8 protein-coding genes are annotated in these 13,643 nt (G+C 61.4%); all 8 read left to right on the top strand.

Features of this window, described 5'->3' with window-relative positions; all coding sequences use genetic code 11:
* Positions 1 to 403: 403 nt before the first annotated feature.
* The 8 genes from fdnG (at position 404) to selB (ending at position 13,639) form a co-directional block, all read left to right on the top strand.
* Complete coding sequence (gene fdnG / locus ELQ88_RS16965; protein ID WP_138966485.1) at positions 404 to 3,469, top strand: formate dehydrogenase-N subunit alpha; 3,066 nt, start codon at positions 404 to 406, stop codon at positions 3,467 to 3,469.
* Positions 3,470 to 4,405, top strand: coding sequence for a formate dehydrogenase subunit beta (fdxH, locus tag ELQ88_RS16970; protein WP_138966487.1), 936 nt, complete (start codon positions 3,470 to 3,472; stop codon positions 4,403 to 4,405). It begins immediately after the preceding gene.
* The gene (locus ELQ88_RS16975) at positions 4,402 to 5,055 is read left to right on the top strand and encodes a formate dehydrogenase subunit gamma (protein WP_128871971.1); all 654 of its coding nucleotides are present in this window, start codon (positions 4,402 to 4,404) and stop codon (positions 5,053 to 5,055) included. The genes fdxH and ELQ88_RS16975 overlap by 4 nt, the downstream gene beginning before the upstream one ends.
* A gap of 4 nt (positions 5,056 to 5,059) precedes the next feature.
* Positions 5,060 to 5,986, top strand: a complete 927-nt coding sequence (gene fdhE / locus ELQ88_RS16980; protein ID WP_138966489.1) for a formate dehydrogenase accessory protein FdhE — start codon at positions 5,060 to 5,062, stop codon at positions 5,984 to 5,986.
* Positions 5,987 to 7,624: 1,638 nt separating this feature from the next.
* Positions 7,625 to 8,979 (top strand): IS3 family transposase gene (locus ELQ88_RS16985; RefSeq protein ID WP_228761575.1). Its coding sequence is split into 2 segments (ribosomal slippage): positions 7,625 to 8,095 and positions 8,098 to 8,979, totalling 1,353 coding nucleotides; the frame shifts between segments, so codons are not numbered across the junction.
* Positions 8,980 to 9,294: 315 nt separating this feature from the next.
* Complete coding sequence (locus ELQ88_RS16990; RefSeq protein ID WP_138963519.1) at positions 9,295 to 10,257, top strand: IS110 family transposase; 963 nt, start codon at positions 9,295 to 9,297, stop codon at positions 10,255 to 10,257.
* A 59-nt stretch (positions 10,258 to 10,316) separates the two neighbouring features.
* The gene (selA, locus tag ELQ88_RS16995) at positions 10,317 to 11,735 is read left to right on the top strand and encodes an L-seryl-tRNA(Sec) selenium transferase (RefSeq protein ID WP_178084698.1); all 1,419 of its coding nucleotides are present in this window, start codon (positions 10,317 to 10,319) and stop codon (positions 11,733 to 11,735) included.
* Positions 11,732 to 13,639 carry a selenocysteine-specific translation elongation factor gene (gene selB / locus ELQ88_RS17000; protein ID WP_138966491.1) on the top strand — a complete coding sequence of 636 codons (1,908 nt, stop codon included), beginning with the start codon at positions 11,732 to 11,734 and terminating at the stop codon, positions 13,637 to 13,639. The genes selA and selB overlap by 4 nt, the downstream gene beginning before the upstream one ends.
* The last annotated feature ends 4 nt before the right edge of the window (positions 13,640 to 13,643 follow it).

Consider the following 13,643-nt stretch of genomic DNA (forward strand, 5'->3'; position numbering starts at 1 on the left):
CCCCTGTAGGAGCTGGCTTGCCAGCGAAGACGGTGGCACAGGCAACGAAGATGTTGGATGTGACGGCCCCTTCGCTGGCAAGCCAGCTCCTACGGGTCGGGGGCGTGACAGGAAGACGGGAATTGCCCGACTGTCGGTTTTCACACAATGCACCACAGCATTGTCTACAGTTTCAACTGTCGGTAGCCAAGCTGCCAACACCGTGATCGTCCAGAAAAAACCCGGCAAAGTACTAATGCCAACCTTGTAGGAGCGAGCTTGCTCGCGATGAACGTTAACGATAACGCGTTATTTCTGAATAAGCGCGTCGCCCTTGAGACCATCGCGAGCAAGCTCGCTCCTACAGAGAGCGCTGATCGGCATCAGGCAAAGTACCGGGTCTCCACCTGATCAGGAGTGCACGATGGACCTCAACCGTCGTCAGTTCTTCAAGGTCGCCGGTATCGGCCTTGCGGGCTCGAGCCTCGGCGCGCTGGGCATGGCCCCCGCGACTGCCTTCGCCGAGCAGGTGCGCCACTTCAAGCTTGCCCACACCCATGAAACCCGTAACACCTGTCCGTATTGCTCGGTCGGCTGCGGGTTGATCATGTACAGCCAGGGCGATGCCGCCAAGAACGTTGCGCAAAACATCATCCACATCGAAGGCGATGCCGACCACCCGGTCAATCGCGGCACCCTGTGCCCCAAAGGCGCCGGCCTGCTGGATTTCATTCACAGCCCCGGTCGCCTGCAGTACCCGCAGGTGCGCAAGCCCGGCAGCGGCGAGTGGACTCGGATCTCCTGGGATGAAGCGCTGGATCGCGTGGCCGACCTGATGAAGGCCGACCGCGATGCCAACTTCATCGAGAAGAACGAAGAGGGCCAGACGGTGAACCGCTGGCTGACCACCGGTTTCCTGGCGGCCTCGGCGGCGTCCAACGAAGCGGGCTACATCACCCACAAGGTCATTCGCAGTCTCGGCATGCTGGGGTTCGACAACCAGGCGCGTGTCTGACACGGTCCGACGGTGGCAAGTCTTGCCCCGACGTTTGGCCGTGGTGCCATGACCAATACCTGGACCGATATCGCCAACGCGAACCTGATCCTGGTGATGGGCGGCAACGCAGCGGAAGCGCACCCGTGCGGCTTCAAATGGGTGACCGAAGCCAAGGCGCACAATGCCGCCAGGCTGATCGTGATCGACCCGCGATTCACCCGGACCGCGTCGGTGGCCGACTATTACGCGCCGATTCGCACCGGTACCGACATCGCCTTCATGGGCGGGCTGATCAATTACCTGCTGACCGAGGACAAGATCCAGCACGAGTACGTGCGCAACTACACCGACCTGTCGTTCCTGGTCGACCCCGGTTTCACCTTCGAAGACGGGATCTTCAGCGGCTATGACGCGGTGAAGCGCCGTTATACCGACAAGACCACCTGGAACTATCAATATGCTGCAGACGGATTCGCCATGGTCGATCCGACCCTGCAAGACCCGCGCTGCGTCTACCAGCTGCTCAAGCAGCACTACAGCCGTTACAACCTGGAACTGGTGAGCCAGATCTGCGGCATGCCAACCGAATCGATCCAGAAGATCTGGGAAGAAATCGCCACCTGCTCGGCACCGGGCAAGACCATGACGATTCTCTATGCCCTGGGCTGGACCCAGCATTCGATCGGTTCGCAGATCATCCGCAGCGCGGCGATGGTGCAACTGCTGCTGGGCAACGTCGGCATGCCCGGTGGCGGGGTCAATGCCTTGCGGGGACACTCCAACATCCAGGGCCTGACCGACCTCGGGTTATTGTCCAATACACTTCCCGGCTATCTGACGCTGCCCAGTGATAGCGAGCAGGACTACGACACCTACATCTTCAAGCGGGCCCTCAAGCCCCTGCGCCCCGGGCAGATGTCCTACTGGCAAAACTACGGCAAGTTTCATGTCAGCCTGATGAAGTCCTGGTATGGCGCCAATGCCACGGCGGAGAACCATTGGGGCTACGACTACCTGCCGAAGATCGACGTCCCCAGCTACGACATCCTGAGAATGTTCGACCTGATGGGCCAGGGCAAGGTCAACGGCTACATGTGCCAGGGCTTCAACCCGATCGCCGCGCTGCCGGACAAAAACCGGGTGACGGCGGCATTGGCCAAGCTGAAGTGGCTGGTGATCATGGACCCGCTGGCCACCGAAACCTCGGAGTTCTGGAAAAACGTCGGGCCGTACAACGATGTGAAGAGCGCCGACATCCAGACCGAAGTGATTCGCCTGCCCACCACCTGCTTTGCCGAGGAGGACGGCTCGCTGGTCAACAGCAGTCGCTGGCTGCAATGGCACTGGAAAGGCGCCGACGGCCCGGGATTGGCGCGGACCGACATCCGCATCATGAGCGAATTGTTCCTGCGCCTGCGCCAGCGTTATCAGGCCAATGGCGGTGCCTATGCCGAACCGATGCTGAAGCTGTCCTGGCCTTACAAGGTGCCGGAAGAACCGTCGCCGGAAGAACTGGCCAAGGAAATCAACGGCAGCGCCACCGCCGACTTTACCGACGCCACCGGCGCGACAATCAAGGCCGGCGCGCAACTGGCCGGGTTCGCTCAGCTCAAGGATGACGGCAGCACCGCGTCCGGTTGCTGGATTTTCTGCGGCAGCTGGACCGAGGCGGGCAACCAGATGGCCCGGCGCGACAACAGCGACCCGTACGCCATGCACCAACACCAGGGCTGGGCCTGGGCCTGGCCGGCGAACCGGCGGATTCTCTACAACCGCGCCTCGTGCGACCCGCAAGGCAAACCCTGGGCCGAGAACAAGCGCCTGGTGTGGTGGAACGGCAAAACCTGGGCCGGCACCGACATCCCGGACTACAAGGCCGATTCGCCACCGGAAGCCGGGATGAACCCGTTCATCATGGCGCCCGAAGGCGTCGGGCGGTTTTTCACCCGGGACAATATGGCCGAAGGACCTTTCCCCGAACACTACGAACCGTTCGAAACGCCGATCGGCATCAACCCGCTGCACCCGAACAACAAGAACGCCACGAGCAACCCGGCGGCGCGGATCTTCGATTCGGTGTGGGACACCCTCGGTGTGGCCAAGGATTATCCCTACGCGGCCACCAGCTACCGGTTGACCGAGCATTTCCACTTCTGGAGCAAGCATTGCAAGCTCAACGCCATCTCCCAGCCGGAGCAGTTCGTGGAGATCGGCGAGGTGCTGGCCAAGGAGAAAGGCATCGTTGCCGGTGACAAGGTGCGAGTCAGCTCCAAGCGCGGCTTCATCGAAGCGGTGGCGGTGGTGACCAAGCGCATCCGGCCGCTGCAGGTCAACGGCCAGGTGGTGCACCACATCGGGATTCCGTTGCACTGGGGCTTCACCGGCCTGACGCGCCACGGTTACCTGACCAACACCCTGGTGCCGTTCCTCGGCGATGGCAATTCCCAGACCCCGGAATCCAAGTCATTCCTGGTCAACGTGGAGAAAGTCTAAATGGCCAGCCAAGACATCATCGCCCGTTCGGCCACCACCACGGTTTCGCCTTCGGTGCGCACTCAGGACGAAGTGGCCAAGCTGATCGACACCACCAAGTGCATCGGCTGCAAGGCCTGCCAGGTCGCCTGCTCGGAATGGAACGAGCTGCGTGACGACGTCGGCCATAACCTCGGCACTTACGATAACCCCCAGGACCTCAGCGCAGACACCTGGACCTTGATGCGCTTTACCGAGCATGAAACCGATGCCGGCAACCTCGAGTGGCTGATCCGCAAGGACGGCTGCATGCACTGTGCCGAACCCGGTTGCCTGGCGGCGTGCCCGAGTCCGGGGGCGATCATCAAGCACGCCAACGGCATCGTCGATTTCGACCAGGACCATTGCATCGGCTGCGGTTACTGCATCACCGGTTGCCCGTTCAATATTCCGCGGATCTCGCAGAAGGATCACAAGGCCTACAAATGCACGTTGTGTTCGGACCGGGTGGCGGTGGGCCTGGAGCCGGCCTGCGTGAAAACCTGCCCGACCGGGGCGATTGTGTTCGGCACCAAGGACGACATGAAAGAACATGCCGCCGAGCGCATCGTCGACCTCAAGAGCCGCGGCTTTGCAAACGCCGGTCTGTACGACCCGGCAGGTGTCGGCGGCACTCACGTCATGTACGTGTTGCATCACGCGGACACGCCGGTGCTCTACGCCGGCTTGCCGGCGCATCCGACGATCAGTCCCCTGGTGGACCTGTGGAAGGGCGTGAGCAAACCCCTGGGTTTATTGGCCATGGGCCTGGCGGTGCTGGCCGGGTTCTTCCACTACGTGCGTGTCGGGCCGCAACTGGTCGAGGAGGATGAGCTGCCGGGCACTGTCGATCCGGCGGTGCATGAGGTCGATCCGTCGGTGCATACCTTTGATCCGCGCGGGGAGGACAGACCATGATCCGCAGACAGATCCTGCGCTACACCGCGAACCAGCGCACCAACCACTGGCTGGTGGCGATCTTGTTCTTCCTGGCGGCGCTGTCGGGGCTGGCGTTGTTTCATCCGGCGCTGTTCTGGCTCAGTCACCTGTTCGGTGGCGGCCCCTGGACGCGCATTCTGCATCCGTTCATGGGCGTGGTGATGTTCGTCCTGTTTCTGGGCCTGGTGCTGCAATTTTTTCGGGCGAATTTCTTTATCACCAATGACCGCCTGTGGCTGCGGCGTGTCGGGCGGGTGATCCGAAATGAGGAGGAGGGCGTGCCGGCGATCGGCAAATACAACCCGGGGCAGAAGCTGCTGTTCTGGACCTTGCTGCTGTGCATGCTGGTGTTGCTGTTCAGCGGGCTGGTGATCTGGCGCGCGTATTTCAGCGATTACTTCGGGATCACGGCGCTTCGCTGGGCGATGCTGCTGCACGCGGTGGCCGCTTTGATCCTGGTACTGAGCATCATCGTGCATATCTACGCCGGTATCTGGATCAAAGGTTCGGTCAGCGCCATGCTGCATGGGTGGGTCAGCCGCGCCTGGGCGAAAAAGCATCACGAACTCTGGTACCGGGAAGTGACCCGGGACGAGCACCCCGAGCGACCGGTCAGCAAAAAAGGATAACCCCTTGGCGACGATTCTTGAGCCTGGCGACATCGAAGCGGCGGCGAGTTCTCCGCCGTTTCTGCACCTGCCACCGAACAACCTGTTCACGTTGCGGGCACAGCGCCTGGAACGGTTCGCCGAAGGGCATCCCTTGGCCGATTACCTGCGGTTGGTGGCCGGCCTGTGCCATGTCCAGCAGCAACTGATGGACGATCCACCCGCCACTGCACCGTTGGACCTTGAACGCCTGCGGGTCTGCCAGCAACATGGCCTGCCACCGTTCGCCGCCGACAGCCTGGTGCGCGAGGGCGAATGGTTGCCGTTCCTCGAAGCGCTGTTGCAGCGGTATCCGCCACCTGCACAACCTGCGGTGGTAAAAGCCCTGGCGTCTTTGCGCAATGCCAACGCCGGGCAGCTCAAGGCCTGGGCGATTGCGTTGGTCAGCGGCCAGTTCACGCTGGTGCCGACCGCCCTGGTGCCATTTCTCGGCGCCGCGTTGCAGGCGGCCTGGAGCCATTGGTTGTTGGGCACACCGAACCTGCAGTTGAAACCCGGCGACAGCCTCAGCCAATGCCCGGCCTGCGGTTCGCCGGCCATGGCCGGGGTGATTCGCCACCGAGGCAAATACAACGGCCTGCGTTATCTGGTGTGCTCGCTGTGTGCCTGTGAATGGCACGTGGTGCGGGTCAAGTGCGTGTACTGCGAGCAAAGCAAAGGCCTGGAATACCTCAGCCTCGACGATGACCGCCACGCCGCCGACCAGGCCCCGCTGCGCGCGGAAACCTGTCCCGGCTGTCACAGCTACCTGAAGCTGCTGTACTTGGAAAACGACGCCGAAGCCGAAGCGCTCTCGACCGACCTGAGCAGCCTGATGCTTGATATGCGCCTGGAGCAGGAGGGCTTTCAACGGCTGGCGCCAAATCTGTTGTTCGCCCCGGGAGGCGACTGAACCTGCGATCCTGATCTGCATCCCGCAGGATGGTGGAGAACGCCAAACCCTGCGTAGGAGCCGGCTTGCTGGCGAAGGCGTCTGCATGGGCGCTGCAAGTCTTGAGACCGCCTTCGCTGGCAAGCCAGCTCCTACACGATTACCTGCGTACCGATGATTTGCGGAGAACGCCAACCCTATGTAGGAGCCGGCTTGCTGGCGAAGGCGTCTGCATGGGCGCTGCATGACTCAAGGCCGCCTTCGCTGGCAAGCCAGCTCCTACACGATTACCTGCGTACCGATGGTTTGCGGAAAACGCCAAACCCTGCGTAGGAGCCGGCTTGCTGGCGAAGGCGTCTGTATGGGCGCTGCATGACTCAAGGCCGCCTTCGCTGGCAAGCCAGCTCCTACACGATTACCTGCGTACCGATGGTTTGCGGAAAACGCCAAACCCTGCGTAGGAGCCGGCTTGCTGGCGAAGGCGTCTGTATGGGCGCTGCATGACTCAAGGCCGCCTTCGCTGGCAAGCCAGCTCCTACGCGATTACCTGCGTACCGATGATTTGCGGAGAACGCCAAACCCTGCGTAGGAGCCGGCTTGCTGGCGAAGGCGCCGGCATGGGCGCTGCATGACTCAAGGCCGCCTTCGCTGGCAAGCCAGCTCCTACACGATTACCTGCGTACCGATGGTTTGTGGAGAACGCCAAGCCCTGTGTAGGAGCCGGCTTGCTGGCGGAGGCGTCTGCATGGGCGCTGCATGACTCAAGGCCGCCTTCGCTGGCAAGCCGGCTCCTACACGATTACCTGCGTACCGATGGTTTGCGGAAAACGCCAAACCCTGTGTAGGAGCCGGCTTGCTGGCGAAGGCGTCTGTATGGGCGCTGCATGACTCAAGGCCGCCTTCGCTGGCAAGCCAGCTCCTACACGATTACCTGCGTACCGATGGTTTGTGGAGAACGCCAAGCCCTGTGTAGGAGCCGGCTTGCTGGCGGAGGCGTCTGCATGGGCGCTGCATGACTCAAGGCCGCCTTCGCTGGCAAGCCGGCTCCTACACGATTACCTGCGTACCGATGGTTTGCGGAAAACGCCAAACCCTGTGTAGGAGCCGGCTTGCTGGCGAAGGCGTCTGTATGGGCGCTGCATGACTCAAGGCCGCCTTCGCTGGCAAGCCAGCTCCTACACGATTACCTGCGTACCGATGGTTTGTGGAGAACGCCAAGCCCTGTGTAGGAGCCGGCTTGCTGGCGGAGGCGTCTGCATGGGCGCTGCATGACTCAAGGCCGCCTTCGCTGGCAAGCCGGCTCCTACACGATTACCTGCGTACCGATGGTTTGCGGAAAACGCCAAACCCTGTGTAGGAGCCGGCTTGCTGGCGAAGGCGTCTGTATGGGCGCTGCATGACTCAAGGCCGCCTTCGCTGGCAAGCCAGCTCCTACGCGATTACCTGCGTACCGATGATTTGCGGAGAACGCCAAACCCTGCGTAGGAGCCGGCTTGCTGGCGAAGGCGCCGGCATGGGCGCTGCATGACTCAAGGCCGCCTTCGCTGGCAAGCCAGCTCCTACACGATTACCTGCGTACCGATGGTTTGCGGAAAACGCCAAGCCCTGTGAACTGCCCCCCAAAAGTTGGACACAGATCCTGACTTTTGGGGTGTTCCAATGGGCAAGTATTCCGTGCAGTTCAAAATCACAGCCGTTGAGGCCTACATCAACGGCGACGATGGGTTTCGAAAAATCGCCAATCGCTACTCGATTGATTGCAGTCTTCTGCGACGTTGGGTTGCCGCTTTTCAAGCCCGTGGCAGCGCGGGTCTGCGAGCGAATGGTCACCACTACAGTGCGGTGTTCAAGCTTTCGGTTGTTGAATGTATGCACAAAGAACGACTTTCCTGTCGCGAGGCCGCCACCCGGTTTGGGCTCGGACAGTCTTCGCAGGTGGGCATTTGGGAGCGCCAGTATTACAGTGGCGGTCTAGATGTACCCAAGAGAAAAAAGACTGTCTCCATGCCAAAAAAATCGCCTGTCCCACCCCAGTCCCCGTTTGTAGATGATGATTCGAAAAGTCGGGAACAATTCAAGGCTGAGCTTGAATACCTGCGCATGGAGAACGCCTATCTAAAAAAGCTCGAGGAAATAAGGGAGGCTCCGAACAGGAGCCGTCCCCCCAAGAAAAAACGCTCACCGTGATAGCGCTGCGCTCGAGGTTTCCTTTGGATGGTCTGCTCAAACTGGCCAATCTCGCGCGCAGTACCTTTTATTACCAAGTCGGCGCCCTCCAGAAACCTGACAAGCATGCTGACCTGAAAGCCACCATTCAGGGGCTCTATCATGAGCATGAGGGCCGTTACGGTTATAGACGCATTACCTTGGCGATCCGCAAAAAAGAGCCCGTCAACGAAAAAAGGGTACAGCGTTTGATGGAAGACATGAATCTGAAGTCGCTCGTGCGACCAAAAAGGTATCGTTCTTACAAAGGCCTGGTCGGCAAAATAGCGCCGAATCTGCTGGAGCGTAACTTTCTCGCGCAACGGCCCAACCAGAAGTGGGTGACCGATGTTACGGAATTTAAGGTCGGGCTGAAGAAGCTCTATTTGTCGCCCGTCATGGATCTCTACAACGGCGAGATCCTGGCCTACCAGATCGATACGCGACCGAGTTTTGCCTTGGTAACCGAGATGCTGGATAAGGCTATTGAGCAGCTGCAAGGCCCGGTCAATTTAGTGATCCACTCCGACCAGGGCTGGCAATACCAACAGCCCCGATACCGGCATGCACTGAAGGATCGAGGAATAAAGCAAAGCATGTCGAGAAAGGGGAACTGCTTGGACAATGCTGTGATCGAGAGCTTTTTCGGAACACTGAAGTCCGAGTTTTTCTACCTCAACCGTTTTGAAAGCATAGAAGAACTCCAGGCAGGCCTGGACAAATACATCCGTTACTACAACCATGACCGCATCAAATCGAAGCTCGGCGGACTGAGCCCTGTGGAATACAGAACACAATCCGCTGGCTAGCGACAAAAGACCGTCCAACATTTTGGGGTCAGTTCACTGTGTAGGAGCCGGCTTGCTGGCGAAGGCGCCGGCATGGGCGCTGCAAGTCTCAAGGCCGCCTTCGCTGGCAAGCCAGCTTGTATGTTTAGACTTGTAGGGGTGGTGGGACTAAAAGCCAGCATCTGACTCTAGCCAGTACAGACCGTGGGAGACTTCGCCCCACCCCTTCACCAAAGCGCCGATAAGGAATGCATCGGCCATGACCGACGATAGAAGCAAGCCAGCGCAATGGTGAAGCCCCGACAAGCCTTTAAACCCTAACCCGGAGCTTTCTTTGTGGCAATGAGTGTCTCGCGTTCTGTAGTCGGAGTGGATGTCGCCAAGGCCGAAGTGGTGGTCTATCAGGCCGACACGGATCTGCTGTTGGCCGTGTCAAACGATAAACCGTCTCTTACAAAGTGGCTGAAAACGTTACCTGCAAACAGCGCCATCGCTATTGAAGCCACCAATATCTATCACCTGGATACGGTTGAGCTGGCTCATGCAATGGGACATACCGTCTATGTCATCGACGGCTTCCGTTTGAGTAATTACCGCAAAGGAGTGGGTGGCCGCGCCAAAACAGATGCCAGCGACGCCCGTTTACTGGCGCGTTACTTGAAGAACGAAGAGGAAGAGCTACGTCCTTGGAGCCCGCCGCCGAAGGTCTATACCAAGCTTCAAAGCCTGCTTCGAAGACGAGCGACATTGGTCCAGGCGCGTGTCAGTTTGACTCAAAGCTGGAACGACGAACCGCTGCTGAAAGCGGCATTCAAACAACAGATCGCTGCCATGGGCCGATTGGATTTACTCATCCAGAAGAAGCTGTTGGACGTCGTAAAAGAGGCGGGTCTGCTCGAGCAAGTCAAACGCTGCCAGGCCGTAGAGGGGGTCGGTTTTCTTACCGCCACCGCACTGACGATGGCATTTCAACGCGGCGACTTCGCCAGTGGTGACGCCTATATCGCGTTTCTTGGAATGGATTTGAGAGTCTCTGATTCGGGGCAGATGAACGGACGTCGAAAGCTGACCAAGAAAGGTGACTCAGAGATACGGCGCCTGCTGCATAACGCGGCGATGGCTGCCAGTCGCTCAAAGACCTGGAAGCCGTTTTACGAACGCTATCTGGAGCGGGGATTAAAGACGACTCAAGTGCTGGTCATCCTGGCTCGCAAGCTGGCACGGGTGGCATTCGCCCTGATGAAGAACCAGAGCGAATATCAGCCAAATCCAGTTTTTGGGGCTTCCCCCCAAACATAGAATCTCCCACAGAGGTTCAACGGCTACACTCAGGCCATCAGCGTTTGCGGGAACCCCTGATGTCCAGCCAGGCCTTGCGGTTGCCTTCCATCGACAGTTTGCTGCGTCATCCAGCCTGCCAGCCACTGGCCGAGCGCTATGGACGCGACGCGCTGCTGGCCAGCTTGCGCCAATTGCTCGACGACCTGCGTGAGCCGGTGCTTTGCGGCCACCTCGACGCCGTTGAAATCGCCCCCGAAATCCTCGCGGGCAGGGCGGGCGAGCGCCTGGCCCGGCAGCATCGCAGCCATGTCCGCCGGGTGTTCAACCTCACCGGCACGGTGCTGCACACCAACCTTGGTCGCGCGCTGTTGCCAGAGGAGGCGATAGACGCGGTGCAGCTCGCTGCGCGCTACCCGCTCAACCTGGAGTTCGACCTGGACAGCGGCAAGCGCGGCGACCGTGACGACCTGATCGAAGGCCTGATCCGCGAATTGACCGGGGCCGAAGCCGTGACCGTGGTCAACAACAATGCCGCCGCAGTGTTACTGACGCTCAACAGCCTGGGCGCGCGCAAGGAAGGCATCATTTCCCGGGGCGAGCTGATCGAGATCGGCGGCGCCTTCCGGATTCCCGACATCATGGCCCGGGCCGGGGTGAAGCTGCACGAAGTCGGCACCACCAATCGCACCCATGCCCGCGATTATGCAGCGGCCATCGGTCCGCGCAGTGGCCTGGTGATGCGGGTGCACGCGAGCAACTATTCCATCGAAGGCTTCACCGCCCGGGTGCCGACCGCCGAGCTGGCGCAACTGGCGCACAAGCACGGATTGCCGTTGCTGGAAGACCTCGGCAGCGGCAGCCTGCTGGACCTGACGCGCTGGGGTTTACCTGCCGAACCGACGGTGCGCCAGGCGCTCCTCGATGGCGCGGACATCGTGACCTTCAGCGGCGACAAGTTGCTGGGCGGCCCGCAAGCCGGGTTGATCGTCGGCCGCAAGGACCTGATCGCGCGAATCAAGAAGAACCCGCTCAAACGCGCGTTGCGGGTCGACAAGCTGACCCTGGCCGCGCTCGAAGCGGTGTTGGGCCTGTACCGCGATCCGGACCGACTGGCCGAACGCCTGCCGAGTCTGCGCCTGCTGACCCGGCCACAAGCGGACATCCTGGCCCAGGCCGAGCGCCTGCAGCCCGCGCTGGCCAGGGTGCTCGGCGACGGCTGGAGTGTCAGCGCAGTGACGGCACTGGGCATGATCGGCAGCGGCAGCCAACCGGTGGCGCGTTTGCCGAGTGCCGCGTTATGCATTCGGCCCGACTCGTCCAAACGTCTGCGCGGACGACGCTTGCACGGTCTGGAAACCGCGCTGCGTGGCTTGCCGATCCCGGTGCTCGGACGCATCGACGACGACGCCCTGTGGCTCGATCTGCGGCAACTGGACGACGAGGCGGCGTGGCTGGCGCAACTCGAGCAATGGCCGCAGGAGGGCGAACCAGGGTGATAGTCGGTACCGCAGGACACGTCGACCATGGCAAGACAGCATTGCTCCAGGCCTTGACCGGCCAGGCCGGCGATCGTCGCCGGGAAGAACGCGAGCGGGGCATGACCATCGACCTGGGTTACCTGTACGCGGCGCTGGAACCCGGAGCAGCCCTGACCGGTTTTATCGACGTGCCCGGTCATGAGCGCTTCACCCATAACATGCTGGCCGGGGCGCAGGGCATCGATCTGGTACTGCTGGTGGTGGCGGCCGACGACGGCGTCATGCCGCAGACTCGCGAACATCTGGCCATCGTCGAACTGCTGGGCATTCCTCGGGCACTGATCGCGATCACTAAATGCGACCGGGTCGATCCCGCCAGAGTGCAGGCCGTGGACGAACAGCTCGAAGCATTGCTGGCACCCGGAGCCTATGCCGGTGCGCCGCGGATTGCGCTGTCGAGTGTGACCGGGGCGGGGGTCGAGACCCTGCGCCAGGCCTTGCTCCAGGTGCAACATGAAGTGCTGCAACGCAGTGTCCACGGCGGTTTTCGCCTGGCCATCGATCGCGCATTCAGCGTGGCCGGCGCCGGTATCGTGGTGACCGGCACCGCGTTATCCGGGCAGGTGGCGGTGGGTGATACGCTGATGCTCGGCCCCCAGGGAAAACCGGTACGCGTGCGTGGCTTGCATGCGCAAAATCAAGCCGCGGCCAGCGCGTGTGCCGGCCAGCGCGTGGCGTTGAACCTGAGTGCCGAGCGTCTGGCGCTGGAACAGCTTCACCGGGGGCACTGGCTGGTGGCCGAGTGGCTGTATGTGCCGACCCAACGCCTGGATATCGAGCTGCGGTTACTGGCCAGCGAAGACCGGCCCCTGGAGCACTTTCAATCCGTGCATGTGCATTTGGCTACCCAGGACGTGACGGGACGGGTGGCGTTGCTCGAAGGCTCAAGCCTCGCCCCCGGTGGGCAGATGCTCGCGCAACTGCTGCTCAACGCGCCGGTGCAGGCCGTGAGGGGCGACCCGCTGATTCTTCGCGACCAGAGCGCGCAACGCACGCTTGGCGGTGGCCGGGTGCTCGACCCGTTTGCGCCGAGCCGACATCGCCGCAGCCCCGAGCGCCTGGCGCAGCTGCAGGCACTGGCCAGCAGCCATGGCCTGGAACAGGTTCTGCCCGTGTTGCTGGACAACAGCGACACCGGCCTCGATCCGCAACGTCTGGAGCGTCAGTTCAACCGTCCGCGTGATAGCTGGGTGTTGCCGGGCGACGTGCGTCTGATCGACACGCGGCAAGGTGCATTGCTGTTCAGCGCGGGCCGCTGGGACGCCCTGAAAATACCGGTGCTGGAACATCTCGCGCGTTTTCATCGACTTGAACCGGATCAAATGGGCCCGGACCGGGATCGCTTGCGTCGATTCACCGGCACGGCACTGGATCGCCCGACCTTCATCAGTCTGCTTGAAGAGTTGCTGGCCAGCGGCGCGATGGCGGCCAGCGGTCCGTGGCTGCACCTGCCCGATCATCAGGTGCGCTTGAGCGAGGACGACGAAGCCCTGTGGCAACAATTGCAGCCGTTGTTCGAGCAGGCCGGCTTCGATCCGCCGTGGGTGCGCGACCTGGGTCATGACCCGGGCGCGGTACGCTTGCTGCTGGGCAAGATGGCGCGGCTGGGATTGTTGCACCAGGTCGTCCGGGATCTGTTCTACACCGATGCGATGCTGCGTCGAATGGCGGCTATGCTGGTGCAACTGGCGGCCGAAAACCCACTGATCCAGGTCACGGCGTTTCGCGACAAGGTGGGCCTGGGGCGAAAACGCAGCATCCAGGTTCTCGAGTACTTCGACCGCATCGGCCTCACCCGACGGTTCGGCGACAAGCGTCATATCCGGCTAGACAATGCACTGGCTCAGCCGCACGAGCCCTGAGTTC

Source organism: Pseudomonas sp. MPC6 (assembly GCF_006094435.1).
Classification (GTDB): domain Bacteria; phylum Pseudomonadota; class Gammaproteobacteria; order Pseudomonadales; family Pseudomonadaceae; genus Aquipseudomonas.